We start from the raw sequence: 18,138 nt of genomic DNA, 5'->3' as shown, positions 1-18,138 counted from the left end.
GCGCCGCCGCCTACACCTGAGGAGACTGCCGGGACTCGCGTGTGGGCCGACCCCGGCCGCTCGGAACCCCGGGCGGGTTTCACAGCATCCGTAGTGCCGTTCGCAGGGCGAGAGGCGTCGCCGCGGCCCAGGCCTGAGGCGAGCACGAGTGGGGGTAGGGCACCGGCCGCGCCGTGGCGGTGCGGTCGTAGCCGGCCAGAACCTCGGGCAGGCGGTACCCGTGATGGACGGCTGCCGCGACCAGACCGTCGGCGACGGTGCGAGCTTCCTCCGCGAGTCCGTGCCGGGCCAGGCCGAGCACGATGACGGCGTTGTCGTGCGGCCATGCGCTGCCGCGGTGGTACGACAGCGGGTGATAGGGCTTCTGCCCCGCCGCCAGTGTGCGGATCGCCCAGCCCGAGAAGAAGTCGGGCAGCAGCAGGCGCTGCCCGACGCGGCGGGCGCGTTCCTCGTCGAGGATCCCCGACCACAGCAGATGCCCGGCGTCGGAGGCCAGCGCGTCGACCTGACGGCCCTGGCCGTCCAGGGCCAGAGCGGGAAAGCCGGCGTCCGGCATCCAGAAGTCGGCGGCGAAGCGGGTGCGCAGCGCCGCGGCCGTCTCGCGCAGGCGGTGGGCGTAGGGCTCGTCCTGCCAGACGTCGGCCGCCAGTTCCGCGGTGCGGATCAGGGCGTCGTACGCGTAGCCCTGTGCTTCCGAGACGGCGATGGGGCCCTGTGCCTGGGTGCCGTCGGCGAAGCAGACGGCACCCGCCGAGTCCTTCCAGTTCTGGTTGACCAGTCCGTTCGGGTCGGGCCGGTAGGTGAGGTAGCCGTGCTCGTCCAGGCCGCCGTCGGTGAGCATCCAGTCGACGGCCCGCCTGGCGTGCCGCTCGAGGCGGACGGCGAGGGCCCGGTCGCCGGTCGTCAGGTAGTGGGCGTGGAGCAGCACCAGGAAGAGGGGGGTGGCGTCGACCGCGCCGTAGTAGCGGCCGTAGGGGATCTGCCGGAAGTGTGCGAGCTCGCCGTGGCGGGTCTCATGGACGATGCGTCCGGGCTGTTCGCCGCTCACGGGGTCGTGGTCCTGGCCCTGGGTGGCGGCCAGGGCGCTGAGCGTGGCGGCCGCCGTCTCCGGCTGGTAGGGCAACAGGAAGTAGGACGTCAGCAGTGAGTCACGGCCGAACAGGGTGAGGAACCAGGGGATGCCCGCCGCGGGAACGGCGACTGTCTCGCCGTCCACACCCGTGACCGGGAGCGTCAGCAGATCCACGTCGGCCAGTCCCCGTTCGCAGGTACGGGACAGGTCGTCGGCAGCCGGTGTCGTCCGCCGGTGCGGCCGTACGGTGGTGGGTGTTTCCGCCGGCTGCCCGTGGGGTCGGGCGCGCACGGTCAGGTGGAGATCGGCCTGCCCGTGGGCGTCGAGTCGCAGCTGCCAGCTCAGGGTGCGGACGCCGGGAGTGTCCGGGGCGGCGTCGAGGCCGGTGGGGGCCGGGCGGCCGACGACGGTGGTCCGGGAGTGCCAGTCGGCTCGTCGGTAGTCGAAGACCAGCCCGTCGTCGGTGCGGTGGATCTCGTGCCGGGCGCCGGGTTTGTCGTAGTGCCGGTCGTCCCCGCGCAGCTCGAACAGGTCCGCGAAGTCGGCGTCGACGGTGATCTCCACCAGAGCGGTGACCGGGTCGGGTCGGTTGCTGACCAGACGCAGGTTCTCGGTCAACAGGCCCGCGCTGACGGACTGTTCGCGGAAGACGGTGTAGGCGGGCGGGTTGTCCCGGGTGCCCCGCGGGGTGAGGACGGACAGCGCCTTGTCGTCGGTCTCGGCGGTGGCGGGCACCAGGGCGGCCGGTTCGGTGCCGTCGACGGTGAGTCGCCAGAGGCTGAGGTGGCGGGCGTCGCGCAGGAACAGTCCGTCGGGTGCGGTGCCGCGGGTGCCGCTGATGCCCCCGGTGGAGTCCACGCGGGCGAAGGTGGCGTCCCGTACGAGCTGGACGCGGTCGTCGGCCGAGGTCATGGCGTGGGCTCCTTGAGGTCGGCGCGCAGGAGGTCGAGGGTGAGGGCGGCGGTCCACGAGAAGTGCCGGGCGCCGCGCGCGGCACCGGTGGTGGGGTCGATGTACTCGGCGAAGTCGGAGCGCGCCGCCTCCTCGAGGAACCCCTGCCGCAGTCGCTCGGCCTCCTGTTCACGGCCGTGGGTACGCAGTCCCAGGTGGATCAGCCAGGCGGTGTTGAACCAGGCGGGACCGCGCCAGTAGCGCTGTGCGTCGAAGGCGTGACCGGTCAGGGCGTAGCTCGGTACGAGGCGTGTGGCCGGTGCGTCGAAGTGCGGGCCGGTGAGCGTCTCGACGAGTCGGCCGACGACGTGCGGGGGGAGGTGGGGAACGATGAGCGGGATCAGACCGGTGACGCTCTGTTCCCCGACCAGGGTGTCGGTGACCAGGTCGCGGACACGGAACAGACCCGCGTTCTCGTCCCACAGCCGGGTCACCAGGTGCCGGGTGAGCGCGTCGGCGCGCGCGGTGTGCGCCGTCGGGTCGGCGCCCGTCTCCTCGGCCATGGCGGCCAGGGCCCGTTCGCTGACGATCAGCAGCGCGTTGAAGCACGGGTCCTCCACCGCGAAGGCGTGCCGCAGGGCGCGGTCGTCGTAGCCGGTCTCGCGGTAGTCGGTCACCAGGCGGACGTAGCGGCCGTAGTCCAGGTCGGTGGGCCGGTCGGCGGGGTGGCCGTGATCCAGGTCCGCACGCTGGAAGGCCTCCGGCGCGGCCGGTGCGACGCGTCGCAGGGCCTGGTCCCAGCACGGACTGTTGTCCATGCCGGGCTCCCAGGGGTGGACCACGGCGGCCAGTCCTCCGCCGCCGAGGTCACGGCGGTCGAGGAGGTAGTCGTGCCAGGCCGCGAGACGTGGAACCACTCGGGTCAGGAACCCGCGTCGCCGTGACTCCTCGGGGTCCGCGCGGTGCACGAGCCAGGCGGCCAGCGCGTGCACCGGGGGCTGGACGATGCCCGAGGTCTCCGGGGCCGCCGGTGCGCCCGCGGCACGGCCGGCGGTGGAGGAGCGCCAGAAGTCGGGGCTGGGGAAGTAGGCGTCGTCGGGTACGGCGGAGTTGAAGACGATGTGCGGGACGCGTCCGTCGGACCACTGCGCCGACAGCAGCGACTCCAGTTCCTGCTGGGCGCGGCGTACCGACAGGTGGCGCAGCCCGATCGCGATGAAGGCGGAGTCCCAGCTCCACTGGTGCGGGTAGAGGGTGCGGGAGGGAACGGTGGAGGAACCGGTCCAGTTGTCGATGAGGACCCGCGCCGCACCGCGCCGCACGGTCAGGGGTGCGGCGGCGGTGGGCGCAGGCCGGTCCAGGAGGGACTTCACGCGCCGGACCTCTTGAGGAAGGCGGGCACGGAGCGGACGGCGTCGACGGGATCCCCGGTCAGCCGGCACTCGAGCGCGAGGTGGCCTTCGTATCCGATGGTGTGCAGGGCGCCGAGCCAGGCGGACCAGTCGAGATGGCCGGCTCCGGGCTGGAAGCGGTTGGAGTCGGAGACCTGGGCGTGCCCGATGACGTCGGCGTGGGCGAGGATCGCGGCCGCGGGGTCGGTCTCCTCGATGTTCATGTGGTAGCTGTCGATACCGATCCTCACCGAGTCCAGGCCGGTGGCGCGGATCAGGTCGGCGGCCTGTTCCAGCCGGTTGACCATGTGGTCCTCGTACCGGTTGAGCGGCTCGAGGAAGAGCGTGACGCCCTCCTTGCGGGCGTGCTCGCCCAGCTCGGCGAGACCGGTCAGCAGGACCTCGCGGTCCTCCGCCTCGCTGCGCGGGGGTTCGAAGGGCGGCAGGCGACGGGAGAACATGCCGTACGAGGCGGGGGTCTGGGCGCCCACGCCACCGATCTCGGCGATCACGGTGAGCTGCGACTTCATCTGGTCGACGGCGTCCCGGCGCAGGTCCGGGTCGAAGGCGCCGAGGAAGTGCAGCATGTCGACGCAGACCGTGGGCATGACCACGCCGTCCTTGCGGGCCTGCTTCAGTTCGTCGAGGCGGGAGGCGAAGTGCAGGTCGCCCTTGCCGCGCAGTTCGATGGCGTCGTAACCCGCCGCCTGGGCGAACTCCCACTTGGCCTGCAGGGTGTCTCCGGGCAGGAGCTGTTCCTGCGCCGCGGTCTTGAGCATGAGAGGGCCTTTCGAAACGTTCAGAATTCCAGCACGACCTGCAGCGCCTCAGCGGGGCGCTGGTCCAGCAGCTCGTAGGCGTCGGCGGCGTCGGCGGCCGGGACGACATGACTGACGAGGGAGGTGACGTCCACCTGTCCCTCGGCGACGAGCCGCAGGAAGGTCTGCTGGAGGCGCTCCACGTTCCAGCGGTGGGACAGCTGGGGCGGGACGCCGCCGATCTGTGAGCAGATGAGCTGGACGCGGTTGTGGTGGAACTCGTCGCCCAGGCGCAGTCCGATGCCGTCGCCCTGGTAGAAGCCGGAGGCCACCACACGGCCGCCGGCGGCGACCGAGCGCAGGGCCTGGTGCAGAGCGGGGTACGCGCCGCTGATCTCGATGGCGAGGTCGGCGCCGAGGCCGCCGGTGGCCTCGCGGACCCGTTCGGCGACGGCGTCGGTGCGGGCGTTGAGGGTGTGGTGTGCGCCGTAGCGCCTGGCGGTCTCCAGACGGCCGTCGAGCGCGTCGACGGCGGTGACACGGGCGCCGCTGAGCTGGGCGAGGCGCGTGGTGAGCAGCCCGATGACGCCCTGGCCGAAGACGGCGACGTCCTCGCCGAGGTGGATGTCGCCGGCCAGGACGGCGTTGTAGGCGATGGCGCCGACCCGGGCGAAGGCGCCGGCCAGCGGTTCGAGGCCCGCGGGCAGCGTGTGGCCGATCATGCGTTCGGCGGGGACGATCCCCTCGCTGCGGTGGCCCCAGATGCCCCAGACCAGGTCGCCCGGCCGCGGCAGGCCCGGCGTACCGACCAGGTCCGGAGCGACCTCGACGACCTCGCCGGCCTCCGAGTAGCCCCACCCGGCCACGGGGTACTGGATGCCGGCCGCGCCGTCGCGGAACAGCCGGGCCTCCGGGTCCCAGGTCCGTGTCAGATACGGGTTGGTGCCGCGGTAGGCGGTGAGTTCGGTGCCTGCCGAGATGCCCGAGTAGCGGGTGCGGACCCTCAGGTGCCCGGCGGGCAGATCGGCTCCGGCCTGCTCGGTCAGCTCCACCTGAAGGGGGCCGGTGAATTGGACGACGCGTTCCACGGATGGCTCCGGAAGGGGTTGCGAGTTGGGTTGCGTCGACAATAACCCCCTCTTATGTCTTGTCAACCAGCAAAAGTGATGCTGTGATGCGTATCAAGTAGACGTAAGTCGGAACGAGGACATGCAATGCGCACCAAGAGCCGGCGATCGAAGGCGATCGCGGTGGGCATCACGGCAGCCTTGGGACTGGGGCTGCTCACGGGCTGCGCCAGCAGCACGGGGCCCGGAAAACCCGACCGGGAGATCACGGTCTGGTCCCAGGAGAACCTCCCGGATCGCATCGCCGTGACCCAGAAGATCATCAAGGGGTTCGAGAAGAAGACCGGCATCAAGGTCCATCTCGTCGGCGTCGACGAGGGCCAGATGCCCCAGCTGATCATGTCGGGCGCCGCCTCGGGCACGCTGCCGGACGTCATCGGCGCCGCCCCCATGGGCCAGGTCTGGCAGATGTACAGCAACGGCCTGCTCAACACCGAGATACCCCGGCAGATCGTCGACGAGCTGGGGCCGAAGACGTTCAACGCCAACGCGCTGAAGCTGACCTCGGACGGCGGCAAGAACCTCGGCGTCCCCTCCAGCGCCTGGCTTCAGCTGCTGGTCTACCGCAAGGACCAGCTCGACAAGCGGCACCTCCAGGCTCCGGACACCTACGCCAAGGCGCTCAGCGCGGCCAAGGCGCTGACCACGAAGGGGCGGTACGGCATCTCCGCCGCCACCGACCCGAGCGACGCCTTCACCTCGCAGAGCTTCGAGAGCCTCGCGCTCGCCGACGACTGCCAGCTCGTCGACGGCCGGCACCAGGTCGCCCTCGACTCCCCGCAGTGCCGGACCGCGTTCAAGACCTATGACCAGCTCGCCCGCGCCTACGGCGCACCGGGCACCCAGACCGTGGACTCCACCCGCTCCACCTACTTCGCGGGCCAGTCCTCCATGATCATCTGGTCCTCGTTCCTCCTGGACGAACTCGCCGGTCTGCGCAAGGACGCCCTGCCCAGCTGCACGGAGTGCAGGAACGACGCGCAGTACCTCGCGCGCAACAGCGGCATCACCACCGCGATGCAGGGCCCCGACGCCGCCGACGCGGCCCAGTTCGGCGAGATCACCTCATGGGTGACCACGAAGACCGCCGAGACGGAGGCCTCACGCCAGTTCATCGAGTACATGATGGGCACGGGATACGAGTCCTGGTTCGGCATGGCGCCCGAGGGCATGATCCCCGTCCGCGCGGGCACGGCCGTACAGCCCCAGCGCTACCTCGACGCCTGGCGCCACAGCGCGATCGGGGTCGACACCAGGAAGCCCTTCGACGAGGTCTATCCCCCGAGCCTGCTCAACCAGCTCGCGGCCGGCGTCAGCAACATGCGGCGCTGGGGCATCACCCAGGGCGAAGGCGCGCTCGTCGGCGCCACCAACGGTGAACTGCCCGTGCCCAAGGCGATCGGCGCGATGACCGGCGGTCAGATCTCGCCCACCGAAGCGGCCCACGAGGCCGACGACGAAGTCACCGCCCTGCAGAAGTCCCTCCAGTAGCCGCCCTCCTGCACGCCGCAAAGGTCCCCTCATGACAACAGCTCCAGCCGATACAGGACAGCGCCGTCACACCGGCGACGGCCCCCCGGACCGGCCCACCGAAGACGCTCCCCGCCCGATGACGGCGAGCCGCCGCGCCAACCGCGCGGGCCTGGCGTTCGTCTCCCCGACCTTCGTCGTGGTCCTCGTCGTGGTGATCCTGCCCATCCTGTGGACCGTGCTGCTCGCGTTCCAGCACGCCAGGCTGGTCGACATCCAGGGCATGGGCCTGTTCGGCCACTGGACCCTGGACAACTTCGACCAGGTCTTCGACTCGGCCGGTTTCTGGTCGAGCCTCGGCACCACCTTGCTGTACACCGTCGGCGCCACCTTCGGATCCATCGCCCTCGGCCTGATCGCCGCCCTCGCCCTGCGCAAGCCGTTCCGCGGCCGTGGGCTGCTGCGCGCGGCGATGCTGCTGCCCTACGTCGCCCCCGTCGTCGCCGTCTCCTTCGTCTGGGAAGTGGCGCTCAGCCCTCAGTACGGCGTGGTCAACGACTGGGGCCGCCGGCTGTTCGGCTGGGACGACCCCATCGCCTTCCTGTCCACCCGCGCCTACGAAGTCCACGTGCTGGGACTCCACTTCGACATCCCGCTCGCCCTGCTGACCGTCATCGCCTTCGAGACCTGGCGGTACTTCCCCTTCGCGTTCCTGTTCATCCTCGCGCGGCTCCAGGCCGTGCCCGACGGCCTGGAGGAAGCCGCCCTGGTGGACGGGGCGACCCCCACCCAGCGGTTCCGCCACATCCTGCTGCCCCAGCTGATGCCAGTCATCGCCCTGCTGTGCGTCCTGCGGTTCATCCTGACCTTCAACAAGTTCGACGACGTCTACCTGCTGACCGGCGGCGGTGCGGGCACCGACGTCGCGGCCGTACGGGTCTACGACTTCCTCACCGCCCGTTACGACGTGGGCGCCGCGGCCGCCCAGGCACTGGTCCTGGCCGTCGCGCTCATGATCCTGATGGGCCTCTACTTCAAGTTCTTCGGCAACAAGGTCCAGGAGGAGTCGGCATGAGCCGCGCCCAGTTCGAGGAGAGGTTCTTCGGCGTCCTGCGCTGGATCGTCATCGCGTTCCTCGCCGTGATCACGGTGATGCCGTTCTACTACATGCTGCTGCTGTCGCTGAAGCCCATCGACGCGCTGCTGCTGGACCCGGGCTCCCTCTGGGTCTCGACCAAGGACTTCACCCTGTCCACCTACCGCGACGTGCTGCGCTCCACCGACGACGGCGGGCAGGGTTTCCTCAAGTTCCTGCTCAACTCGGCGCTGGTCTCGCTCGGCACCGTCGTCCTGACACTGCTGGCCGCGGTGCCCGGCGCCTACGCGATCAGCCGGCTGAAGTTCTTCGGACACCGCCAGGTCAGCGCCCTCTTCCTCGCCGTCTACCTGTTCCCGGCGACGCTGCTGGCCGTCCCGCTGTTCGTCGTCTTCGCCAAACTGCACCTGTCCTCCAGCCTGGTCGGACTCGCCATCGTCTACGTCGCCCAGACCGTGCCGGTGGCCATCTACATGCTGAAGAACTACCTCGTCACCATCCCCTACTCGATCGAGGAGGCCGCGGCACTCGACGGCCTCAGCAGGCTGCAGACCCTTCGCAAGGTGATTCTGCCCCTGGCCCTGCCGTCCCTCATGGCGACCGGGCTGTACGTCTTCATGATCGCCTGGAACGAGTTCCTGTTCGCCCTGCTCTTCCTGGCCGCGGACCCCGGCAAGTGGACGGTGCCACTGGGGCTCGCGCAACTGTCCAACGGCGTCGAAGTGCCCAAGACCGTGCTGATGGCAGGGTCGGTGGTGCTGACGATTCCCGTGATACTCCTGTTCTTCGCCGCCGAACGGATGCTGACCGAGGGCCTGACCAGCGGTGCCGACAAGAGCTGAGACCATGGGGGAACCGATGCTGACACCGACTCAGATCAGTGCGGGCGAGCTGCTCCAGCTCATCCGCGGCGGTCGCGCGAACACGCGCGCCGACCTGCAACGGATCACCGGACTGTCCCGCTCGACCGTCGGCCAGCGACTGGACCTGCTCAACCGGGCGGGGTGGCTCAAGCACGTCGCCGGCGAATCGACCGGCGGCCGTCCCTCCCAGCAGATCGTCTTCGACCCGCGGCACGCCTCGGTCATCGCCGTCGACCTCGAGATCAAGCACGCACGGGCCGCGGTCCTCGATCTCGGGGGCGCCATACTCGCCGAGAACACCGGGCCGCTGGACATCGGGGAGGGCCCGGAGGCGGTACTGGACCAACTGGCCCGGTGGTTCCCTGATCTGATCGCCGCCGCCGGGGTCGACGCCGGCCACATCGCCGGAATCGGGCTGTCCGTTCCCGGCCCCGTGGAGTGGGAGACGGGCCTTGTCATCGAACCACCGGTCATGCCGGGCTGGGACCGGTATCCCATCCGGGAACGCCTTCAGAAGGCCTACGCCGAGCACGTGGGCCTGAGCATGGGGGACGGACCGGTTCCCGTGTTCGTGGACAACGACGCCAACCTCATGGCGCTGGCCGAACACCAGGCCGGCCACCGGGACTGCACGGCCTTCGTCCTCGTGAAGGTCTCCACCGGCATCGGCGCCGGCGTCGTCGTGGACGGCAAGGTGTACCGCGGCATCGACGGCGGCGCCGGCGACATCGGCCACATCCGGCTGCACGACCGGCCCGACGTCCTGTGCATGTGCGGTTCGCACGGCTGCCTGGGCGCCGTGGCCAGCGGCCGGGCACTGGCCAGGGACCTGAGCGCCCTCGGTGCGGACGCCACCTCGGCCGCCGACGTCAAGCGCCTGCTCTCCGAAGGCCACCCGGACGCCCTCCGGCTGGCCCGGGAGGCCGGACGCAGGGCGGGCGAGGTCCTGGTCACCGTGGTCAGCCTGCTCAACCCCGGTGTCCTCATGATCGCCGGTGAACTCTCCGGTGCCCCCTTCATGACCGGCGTCCGTGAGTTGCTCTACCAGCGGGCCTTTCCCCGTGCCACCGCGAACCTCCAGGTCGTCACCTCACGCCTCGGCGAACACGCGGGCGTCATAGGAGCGGCCGCCATGGTCGTCGAGATTCTCTACGCCCCCGACCGCGCCGAAGCCCGCCTCGGCCACCTCGCGGCCTGAACCGGCCGCGGGCGCCCACCCGCCGCAGCGGACGGGGCTGCCGAACAACCGCTCGCGCGGCCCCTCGTACAGACAGGAACACCGTGATCGTCACCTCTTCCCCCTGGGCGGACCGGCCCGTGGAGGTCGGCCTCGTGGGCGCCGGCCCCTGGGCCCGGGCCATGCACGCGCGGATGCTCGCCGCCGGACCCGAGACCCGTCTCGCCGCGGTGTGGGCCCGCCGACCCGAAGCCGCGCGAGAGACCGCCGCACCGCACGGAGCGCACGTCGCCGACTCCTTCGGTGAACTCCTCGACCGGTGCGAGGCCGTGGCGTTCGCCGTACCCCCGGCCGTGCAGGCCGAACTGGCGCCCCTGGCCGCACGCCGGGGCAAGGCGCTGCTGCTGGAGAAGCCGCTCGGGCCCGACCTGGCGGCCGCACAGGGCGTCGCCGACGCCGTCCTCGGCGCCGGCGTGGTCTCCCAACTCGTCCTGACCAAGCGCTACCACCCGGTCACCGAGGCCTTCCTCGACGCCGCGCGCACCCGCGAGGTCTCCGGCGCGCGCTCCTGCTACCTCCACGGCGCCTTCCTCGGCGGCGACTTCGCCACCGGCTGGCGTCTCGAACACGGCGCGCTGCTCGACCTCGGCCCGCATCTGCTCGACCTGCTGGACCTCGCCGTCTCGCCCATCACCGGCATCCGGAGCACCGGCGACCCCCGCCGGTGGGTCGAACTCACCCTGGAACACGAGAACGGAGCCGTCAGCCAGGCGTCCCTGTCGGGTTCCGTCAGCGTGGAGCGGGCTCTGACCCGCGTCGAACTCTTCGGTCCCGAAGCGCCGTTGACCTACGACACGGCCGAGATCGACCACGAGGAGTGCTGGCCGATCCTGCGCCGCACCTTCGCCACCGCCGTGCGCGCGAACAAGCCGACGGACCTCGACGCCGCACGCGGGCTGTACCTGCAACGCCTCATCGAGCAGGCGGCCCGGGCGGCACGGTGAAGGAGCGTTCCGTCCCGGCGAGGTCACCGGGACGGCCGACCGGGGCTGACGCCGGTCCCCTCGCGGCCGGGATGCCCCCGACTGTCAACTAGGGTTGACGTGTCCTCGCTCGTCAATCTATGTTGACGGTATGGGGACTCAAGTGCTGCTTGCCTGCGGGATGGCCGCCGGCCCTCTCTTCACCCTCGCGTATCTGCTGGAAGGCGCCGGCCGGCCGGGCTACAAGCCGCTCCGCCATCCCGTCAGTTCGCTCGCCCTCGGCCCCACCGGATGGGTTCAGACCGTCAACTTCGTTCTCGCGGGCCTGCTGTCGCTGGCCTTCGCCGTGGGCCTCTGGCACGCCGGGCCTTCCCACTGGGGCGCACTGCTGATCGGGGTGTGGGCGGCCGGACTGCTCTGCGCGGGCGCCTTCCGGACGGATCCGGTGAGCGGTTATCCCCCCGGCACCCCTGATCAGCTCCGGCACCCCACCCGCGCGGGGACCCTGCATGACCTGTGCTCCTTCGTCGGATTCCTCGCCCTTGCCGCGGCTTGCTTCGTCCTCGCCCCGTCCAACTCGCCCGGGTGGACCGCCTACTCGATCGCGAGCGGTGCGCTGTTCGCGACGACGATGGCGCTGGCCGGTGTCGCGTTCGGCCAGCACCCACGCTGGGTCGACCTCGGCGGACTGATCCAGCGCGTCTCGGTCACCGTCGGCTGGACATGGCAGACCCTGCTCGCCGTGCACGTCCTGCACACCTGACGCAGCTCCTGGAGGACGGCGGTCAGCGCGATCCGCAGGCTGTCGCGCGCCGTGACGAACGCCGCCGGGTGCGTGTGACCGGAAGAAGCCCAGTTCGGAGAGGTGTGGGCCGGAGGCCGCAGGTAGATTGGGAACATGGTGGTGCCGGGGCTTCCCGCGGCTTTCCTGGGTCGGCGTGCCGAATGCGCGTTGTTCGACCGCTGGCAGGATGCCGTCAAGGCCGGTCGGGGTGGCGCTCTCGTGGTCATCGGTGAGCCCGGTATCGGCAAGTCCGCCCTGCTCGACCACACGGTCGCGACCGCGGGCGGCTTCCGCGTGGTGCTGGCCGCCGGTGTGGAAGCGGAGGCGGAGCTGCCGTTCGGGGGGCTGCACCAGGTCTGCGCGCCGTTCCTCTCCACACTGGAGCATCTGCCCGGACCGCAGCAGGACGCCCTGGCCGCGGCGTTCGGGCTGCGGACGGGAGCGGCGCCCGACCGCCTCGTGCTGGGTCTGGCCGTACTGGGCCTGTTGTCCGAGGCGGCGGCCCGCCAGCCGCTGATCTGCGTCATCGACGACGCTCAGTGGCTCGACCCCGGCTCGGCCCAGGCGCTGACGTTCGTGGCGCACCGCGTCGGTGCGGAGCCTCTCGGCCTCGTGTTCGCCACGCGCCGCGCCGTCGGTGGTCTACGCGGGTTGCAGGAAGTGGTGCTGACCGGGCTGGGCCCCGGCGACGCACGCGCCCTGCTGCACTCGGCCCTGCACGTACCCCTGGACGAGGAGGTCGTGGAGCGGATCGCGGCGGAGGCCAGGGGCAATCCGCTGGCCCTGCTGGAACTGCCCCGGACCATGAGGGCCGCCGGGTTCGCGGGCGGTTTCGGTCCGACGGACACCGCGGCCGTGCCGGGGCGCGTCGAGGACAGCTTCCGCAGCAGGATCCTCGGCCTTCCGCCGGCCACCCGCATGCTGCTCCTGGTGGCCGCGGCAGAGCCGACCGGCGACTCCGCGCTGTTGTGGCGCGCGGCCGCCCGGCTGGGAATCGGAGTGTCCGCCGCGACGGCGGCCGAGGCCGACGGGCTGCTGTCCATCGGAACGCAGGTGACCTTCCGCCATCCGCTGGTGCGGTCTGCCGTCTATCAGGTGATGCCGCCGTCCCAGCGGCGTGCCGCGCACCGGGCTCTGGCCGATGCCACCGGTCCTTCGGAACCGGACCGGCGTGCCTGGCACCGCGCACAGGCAGCCGTCGGCTTCGACGAGGAAGCCGCGGCCGAGCTCGAGGGGTCGGCTCACCGGGCCCTGGCACGGGGCGGCATCGCCGCCGCCGCGGCCTTCCTGGAACGGTCGGTCGCGCTCACCGCCGACCCCGCCGCCCGGGCCGAGCGCGCGCTGCGTGCGGCACGCGCCAAACAGCAGGCCGGCGCCTACGACAGTGCCCTGGACCTCCTCGCCCTGGCCGACCGGGGGCCCGAGAACGGGCTGCGGGCCGCCAACAGTGAGCTGCTGCGAGGACAGATCGCCTTCGCCCGTAGCTTCGGTGGTGGGGCCGCCCCCGTGCTGCTGCGCGCGGCCCGCCGCTTCGAGTCCATCGACGTCCGCCGCGCCAGGGACGTCTACCTGCAGGCCCTGGCCGCAGCCCTGCTCGCCGGCCGGCTGGGCGACGACTGCCGGATCGCGGAGGTCGCCCGCAGCGCTCGCCGGGTGCCCGCGGCGTCCGTTCCGCACGCCTCCGACCTCCTGCTGGACGGGCTGACGCTCCTGATCGTCGAAGGCCGGGACGCCGCTGTGCCGGTGTTGCGCAGGGCGGTGTCGGCGTTCACCACGGCGGAACTGGCCCCTGAGGAGGAGCTGTACTGGCTGTGGCTGGCCGGCCACGGCGCCGGGCTGTTGTGGGACGACGAGGCGTGGCGGCTCCTGGCTTCGCGGCTGCTGCGATCCTGCGAGGAACGAGGAGCACTCAGCATTCTCCCGGTCGCCGCGGCCACCCGGGCGGGCCTGCACCTGCTGGGCGGGGAGCTCCTCCAGGCCGCGTCGCTGGCCGAGGCGGCCGCGGACGTCACCTGCATGACCGGAGCCGGCCCGGTCGCCTACGCCGAGGTGGGACTCGCGGCGTTCCGCGGCCGGGACGACGAGGCCGCTGCCGCGATCCGCACCGCCACCCGGGACTCGATCGCGCGGGGCGAGGGCATGGCGCTGACCTACGTGCAATGGGCGACCGCCGTACTCCACAACGGTGCCTGCCGGTACGACCAGGCGCTGGAATCCGCCCGCCGGGCCGGCGCCGACTCGAGCGTCCAGCGGATCCGCAACTGGGCGCTGGCCGAGCTCGTCGAGGCGGCCGTACGTACCGGACACCAGGACCTGGCCGACGACGCGCTGAAGGAGCTGTGCCAGACGACCGGGCCCTGCTCCAGCCACTGGGCCGCGGGCGTCGAGGCGTACTGCCGGGCTCTGCTCGCCGGCGGCGCGGACGCGGACGACCTGTACCGCACGGCCCTGGAACGGCTCGGGCGCACCGGCCTGCGCGCAGCGGTGGGCCGTGCCCATCTCCTGTACGGGGAATGGCTGCGGCGCGAGCGTCGCCACCTTGAGGCACGAGACCAACTGCGCGAGGCGCACGAGATGTTCGTGCGGTTCGGCATGGACGGTTTCGCCGAACGGGCCCGCAGCGAACTGTCAGCGGCCGGCGAGCCCACCCGCAAGCGTCGGTCCGGGTTCGACGACCAGCTCACTCCCCAGGAGAGGCGTGTCGCGCTGCTGGCGGCCGAGGGAGCCACCAACCCCGAGATCGCGTCGCGACTGTTCATCAGCGCCAGCACGGTCGACTACCACCTGCGCAAAGTCTTCCGCAAGCTCAACGTCACCACGCGTACTCAGCTGGCCCGGCTGGTGCAGGACGGCCGGCCGGTCCCGGCGGACACGGGCCGTCCCTGACCCCGTACCCGGACACGACTACGCATTTGCGTGATGCCCTCGGGCGGGGGCGCGTGCCTACCGTTGTCAGTGATGCGAAACCGGCGCCTGCCGGCGGCACACCGTCAGCCGTGCCTCGCGCGACACACCGCGGAAAGCGAGCGGACCGCCATGATCACGCCCCTGACCACACCTGATTCCCCCGTGGCTCACCTGCCCCGGCGGTCCCGGTGCGAGGCATTCCACCCCGCGGCGTGCCCCCTGCTTCCTCGCGGGCCGCCCGGACCCGCACCACGCGCGCGCCAACCCCTGCGTCCGGGCAGGGATTCCGTACCCCGGCCACCACCCGCACGTCATCGATGGCACCACGGCCAACGGGGCCACGCCCCGGACCGGTTGCTGACGAGCCGTACCAGGGACACCGCCATCGGCCCCGCCCCGCACCCGGGCTGCCACCTACCGCCCAACTCCTCGCCGCACCCCGGACCCTGGACGCGACGGGCCCACCTCCCCGTCGGGCGGAGGCCGGGTGCTCGCCCGCCCTCCGCCGAGCGCCGACCGGACCCACACCCACCGGCCGACCGGCGACGACACCTCACCCCGCGCGGCGACCGCCACCGCCACTGCGCGAACACAAGGACCAAGAAAGGCGGTGGGCACATGCCCACCCCATCCGTCGGCGCGGCCCAGCGCATGGCCGAGACCCTCTCGCAGTACGGCGTGCCGTACGTCTTCGGTGTCCCCGGAGCCGCGATCGACGCCGTTCACGACGCCCTGGCCGTCGCGGGCCCCGAACTGATCATGTGCCGCCACGAACAGAACGCCGCCGTGATGGCCGCCGCAGTCGGGCTGCTGACCGGTACCCCAGGAGCGGTCCTGGCCGGCTCGGGAGCCGGCACCACCAACCTGATGACCGCTCTGCTCACGGCGACGACCGAGCAGTACCCCATGATCGCTGTGTGCGGTGCCGTGACCCGCCGGGACCGGTTCGGGCAGACCCAGCGGTCGATGGACGCCGTCGCCGCCCTGAGACTGGTCACCACCTGCACCTGCGAAGTCCACGACCCCGACCATGTTCCCGAAGCCGTCGCCGGTGCCCTGCGCGCGGCGGTCACCCCACCCCAGGGGGCGGCCGCGGTGGTGCTGCCGGCCGACGTCGCGGGCGCGCCCACCGCCGCGACCGTCGTCCAGCCGCACAGGCACCCTTCGCACGGCCCCGCTGCCGCCGCGTACATCCACCGAGCCGCCGAGATCATCCGCGCCGCACGGCAGCCGGTCCTGCTGGTCGGGCTGCGTGGTGCGGACACCGAGGCGTGCGCGGCGCTCCGTGAGCTGATCCGTGTCACGGGCGTGCCCGTGGTGGAGACCGTCCAGGCGGTGGGCATCGTCCCGCGCGCACTGGAGGAGCAGTACGCCGGCCGGGTCGGCCTGTTCCGCGACCAGCCCGGGGACGCCGTGGTGACCGGCGCCGACGTCCTGATCACTGTCGGCTACGACCCCGTGGAGTACGACCCGGACCTGTGGAACTCCGACCCGGCCCGGACGATCGTCCACATCGATGTGCTGCCCGCCGGGATCGGCAGCAACTATCAGCCCGTTCTGGAACTGCAGGGCGATGTGGCCGCGACGGTCCGTGAGTTGTCGGGAGAGCTGTGCGGACTGCCGATCAGTGACCTGACGCGAGCTGTCCTGGCCGAACAGCGCGCGGCCCTGGCCCGTATCGAAGAGGAGGCCAGGTCGGTCCCGGCCACCGCCGCCGGCCTCAATCCCGCGGCGGTGATCCTGAAGATCGCCGAGACCGTGGAGGACGACGCCACCGTGGTGTCCGACACCGGCTCGCACCTCTACGCGGCCCGTCACCTCCGCGGACACGAGCCGCGGCGCATCCTGCTCTCCAGCGGCCTCCAGACGCCGGGAGTCGCCCTGCCGCGAGCGATGACCGCCGCGCTGCTGCGGCCGGGGACACAGGTGGTGTCGGTCTCCGGGGACGGCGGGTTCCTGTCCAGCGCACAGGAGTTGGAGACGGCCACACGGCTGGGCCTCCACGCCACCCATGTGATCATGCGGGACAACGCCTGCGGCACGGGTTCCTTCCAGGAGCATCGCAAGTACGGCAGGGCCTCCGGTGTCCGGTCGGGCGAGTACGACATCACCCTGTACGCCGGCGCGTTCGGCGCCAGAGGAGTGCGGACCGAGACCATGGACGCCTTCGCGACCGAACTGCGCAGGTCTCTCGACCCGGCCGGACTCAGCGACCCCGGCATGACGGTCATCGACGTCCCGGTCGACTACGCACACGACAGCGAGCTCTTCGCGCAACTCCACGACGGGGTTCCGAGACCACGGCCCGACGAGCGCGGCTCCGGCGCAGCCTTGAGGTTCTCATGACGAAGCAGACACACATCGTGACCGGCACCAGCCGCGCCGCCACCGCCGGGGGACTAGCCGTCGGCCTCTCGGCCGTTCGGCTGCGACCGCTCATCGCGGTCGTGGTCGCCTCGACCGTCCTGCTCGGCGTCACCCTGTGGGGCGTGATCGTGCCCGCGGACGTCCACCTGGAAGTGCTGCTGGTGGCGGTGCCGGCTCTGACCGCCGCGGCGGACAACACCCGTACCACCGTCAGCATGACGGTCCTGGCCTGTCTCGGCGTGGTCGCGGTCGACGTCGACGACGGTCTGCCCCGCTCGCCGATCCTCCCGATCGACGTCCTGGGCCTGCTGGTCGTCTGCGTACTGGTCCTCGTGTTCCGGCGCCTGCGGGACGTGGACCATCGCACGCTGTGCGCGGTGCGCTCGGTCTCGGAGACGGCGCAGAGGGCGCTGCTGCCGCCGTTGCCCTGCCGTGTGGCGGGTCTGCAGATCGCCACCGCCTATCGCTCGGCCGCCGCCCACGCGCACATCGGCGGAGACGTGTACGCCGCCGAACGTGTCGGCCGCACCGTCCGCATGCTGATCGGTGACGTACGGGGCAACGGCCTGGCAGCCGTCGACGACGCCGCGGCCGTCATCGGCGCGTTCCGCGAAGCGGCGCACCGCGACGTGCGACTGGAGCATGTCGCCCTGTCCCTGGACGCCAGCGTGCGCCGCCACGTCGACCAGGCCGGCCAGACGGACGGCAACGCCTCCGAGCGGTTCATCACCGCCCTCGTGCTGGAGGTACCCGACGACTACCCGGTCGTCCACGTCATCAGCTGCGGCCACCCCGACTCGATGCGCTCGCACGGCACGGACGTGGACCTCCTCGAAGTGCCGCAGCCCGCACCACCGCTCGGTCTGGGAGGCGACGAGACGGCCTATCGGGTCAACACCTTCGCGTTCGAGCCGGAGGACACGCTGCTCCTGCACACCGACGGCCTCCTGGAGGCCCGCGACCCGGCGGGCGCGTTCTACCCGGCACTGGACCGGTTCGCGCTCCTCGCCGAGGACGAACCGCACTGCCTCATCGAGCGCCTCATGCGTGACCTGACCGTCCATGCGGGCGGCGAGGTGCAGGACGACGTCGCCATGGTCGCGGTACGCCGCCGGGCCGCACCGTCCACGGAGGGGGCCGACGAGGACGGCCATCACGCGTGCCCGGTCGCCACCGAGTTCGGCGCACGGCCCGCGTAGGCCCGCCGTGCCGGAAGGTCCACAGGCGGACGTCGCGGTGGTCACCCCGCGTG

At 71.7% G+C, this 18,138-nt stretch carries 13 protein-coding genes; 9 read left to right on the top strand and 4 right to left on the bottom strand.

From position 1 onward, the window contains the following. Positions 1-79 precede the first annotated feature (79 nt). The 4 genes from ACFV2J_RS35455 to ACFV2J_RS35440 are packed head-to-tail and all read right to left on the bottom strand — an operon-like array spanning position 80 to position 5,200. On the bottom strand, positions 80-1,984 hold the full coding sequence (locus ACFV2J_RS35455) for a glycogen debranching N-terminal domain-containing protein (RefSeq protein ID WP_385083335.1): 1,905 nt from the start codon (positions 1,982-1,984) through the stop codon (positions 80-82). After that, on the bottom strand, positions 1,981-3,336 hold the full coding sequence (locus ACFV2J_RS35450; RefSeq protein WP_385083333.1) for a trehalase family glycosidase: 1,356 nt from the start codon (positions 3,334-3,336) through the stop codon (positions 1,981-1,983). Before ACFV2J_RS35450 ends, ACFV2J_RS35455 begins: the two co-directional genes overlap by 4 nt. Then, positions 3,333-4,133: a sugar phosphate isomerase/epimerase family protein gene (locus tag ACFV2J_RS35445; RefSeq protein ID WP_385083332.1), complete on the bottom strand. Its 801-nt coding sequence runs from the start codon at positions 4,131-4,133 to the stop codon at positions 3,333-3,335. The genes ACFV2J_RS35450 and ACFV2J_RS35445 overlap by 4 nt, the downstream gene beginning before the upstream one ends. 20 nt (positions 4,134-4,153) lie before the next feature. Continuing rightward, positions 4,154-5,200 (bottom strand): zinc-binding alcohol dehydrogenase, encoded by a 1,047-nt coding sequence (locus ACFV2J_RS35440; RefSeq protein WP_385083330.1) that lies wholly within the window; start codon positions 5,198-5,200, stop codon positions 4,154-4,156. A 126-nt stretch (positions 5,201-5,326) separates the two neighbouring features. On the opposite strand from ACFV2J_RS35440, the gene ACFV2J_RS35435 reads away from it, so the two are divergent. The 9 genes from ACFV2J_RS35435 (at position 5,327) to ACFV2J_RS35395 (ending at position 18,085) form a co-directional block, all read left to right on the top strand. Then, positions 5,327-6,730, top strand: a complete 1,404-nt coding sequence (locus tag ACFV2J_RS35435; RefSeq protein WP_385083329.1) for an ABC transporter substrate-binding protein — start codon at positions 5,327-5,329, stop codon at positions 6,728-6,730. A gap of 31 nt (positions 6,731-6,761) precedes the next feature. Further along, positions 6,762-7,784, top strand: coding sequence for a carbohydrate ABC transporter permease (locus tag ACFV2J_RS35430; RefSeq protein ID WP_385083327.1), 1,023 nt, complete (start codon positions 6,762-6,764; stop codon positions 7,782-7,784). Further along, positions 7,781-8,647, top strand: a complete 867-nt coding sequence (locus ACFV2J_RS35425; protein WP_385083325.1) for a carbohydrate ABC transporter permease — start codon at positions 7,781-7,783, stop codon at positions 8,645-8,647. The genes ACFV2J_RS35430 and ACFV2J_RS35425 overlap by 4 nt, the downstream gene beginning before the upstream one ends. Before the next feature lie 4 nt (positions 8,648-8,651). Then, positions 8,652-9,866, top strand: coding sequence for an ROK family protein (locus ACFV2J_RS35420; RefSeq protein ID WP_385083324.1), 1,215 nt, complete (start codon positions 8,652-8,654; stop codon positions 9,864-9,866). Between the two features lie 83 nt (positions 9,867-9,949). Continuing rightward, positions 9,950-10,849: a Gfo/Idh/MocA family protein gene (locus tag ACFV2J_RS35415; protein WP_385083322.1), complete on the top strand. Its 900-nt coding sequence runs from the start codon at positions 9,950-9,952 to the stop codon at positions 10,847-10,849. Between the two features lie 130 nt (positions 10,850-10,979). After that, a complete protein-coding gene (locus tag ACFV2J_RS35410) occupies positions 10,980-11,591 on the top strand; it encodes a DUF998 domain-containing protein (protein WP_385083321.1) in 612 nt (203 codons plus the stop codon). A gap of 135 nt (positions 11,592-11,726) precedes the next feature. Then, positions 11,727-14,498 carry an AAA family ATPase gene (locus tag ACFV2J_RS35405; RefSeq protein WP_385083320.1) on the top strand — a complete coding sequence of 924 codons (2,772 nt, stop codon included), beginning with the start codon at positions 11,727-11,729 and terminating at the stop codon, positions 14,496-14,498. Positions 14,499-15,137: 639 nt separating this feature from the next. Further along, positions 15,138-16,865, top strand: a complete 1,728-nt coding sequence (gene alsS / locus ACFV2J_RS35400; protein ID WP_385083319.1) for an acetolactate synthase AlsS — start codon at positions 15,138-15,140, stop codon at positions 16,863-16,865. Further along, a complete protein-coding gene (locus ACFV2J_RS35395; protein ID WP_385083317.1) occupies positions 16,862-18,085 on the top strand; it encodes a PP2C family protein-serine/threonine phosphatase in 1,224 nt (407 codons plus the stop codon). Before alsS ends, ACFV2J_RS35395 begins: the two co-directional genes overlap by 4 nt. Positions 18,086-18,138 lie beyond the last annotated feature (53 nt).

It is taken from the genome of Streptomyces sp. NPDC059668, from assembly GCF_042734135.1.
GTDB lineage: Bacteria > Actinomycetota > Actinomycetes > Streptomycetales > Streptomycetaceae > Streptomyces.
The sequence above is the reverse complement of the archived record's forward strand: the minus strand, read 5'-3'. Positions and strand labels throughout refer to the sequence as shown.

Bases quoted from the DNA above. Each gene is read 5' to 3' on its own strand.
- ACFV2J_RS35455 (WP_385083335.1), bottom strand. From the start codon at position 1,984: ATGACCTCGGCCGACGACCGCGTCCAGCTCGTACGGGACGCCACCTTC.
- ACFV2J_RS35445 (WP_385083332.1), bottom strand. From the start codon at position 4,133: ATGCTCAAGACCGCGGCGCAGGAACAGCTCCTGCCCGGAGACACCCTG.
- ACFV2J_RS35435 (WP_385083329.1), top strand. From the start codon at position 5,327: ATGCGCACCAAGAGCCGGCGATCGAAGGCGATCGCGGTGGGCATCACG.
- ACFV2J_RS35430 (WP_385083327.1), top strand. From the start codon at position 6,762: ATGACAACAGCTCCAGCCGATACAGGACAGCGCCGTCACACCGGCGAC.
- ACFV2J_RS35425 (WP_385083325.1), top strand. From the start codon at position 7,781: ATGAGCCGCGCCCAGTTCGAGGAGAGGTTCTTCGGCGTCCTGCGCTGG.
- ACFV2J_RS35420 (WP_385083324.1), top strand. From the start codon at position 8,652: ATGGGGGAACCGATGCTGACACCGACTCAGATCAGTGCGGGCGAGCTG.
- ACFV2J_RS35410 (WP_385083321.1), top strand. From the start codon at position 10,980: ATGGGGACTCAAGTGCTGCTTGCCTGCGGGATGGCCGCCGGCCCTCTC.
- ACFV2J_RS35405 (WP_385083320.1), top strand. From the start codon at position 11,727: ATGGTGGTGCCGGGGCTTCCCGCGGCTTTCCTGGGTCGGCGTGCCGAA.
- alsS (WP_385083319.1), top strand. From the start codon at position 15,138: ATGCCCACCCCATCCGTCGGCGCGGCCCAGCGCATGGCCGAGACCCTC.
- ACFV2J_RS35395 (WP_385083317.1), top strand. From the start codon at position 16,862: ATGACGAAGCAGACACACATCGTGACCGGCACCAGCCGCGCCGCCACC.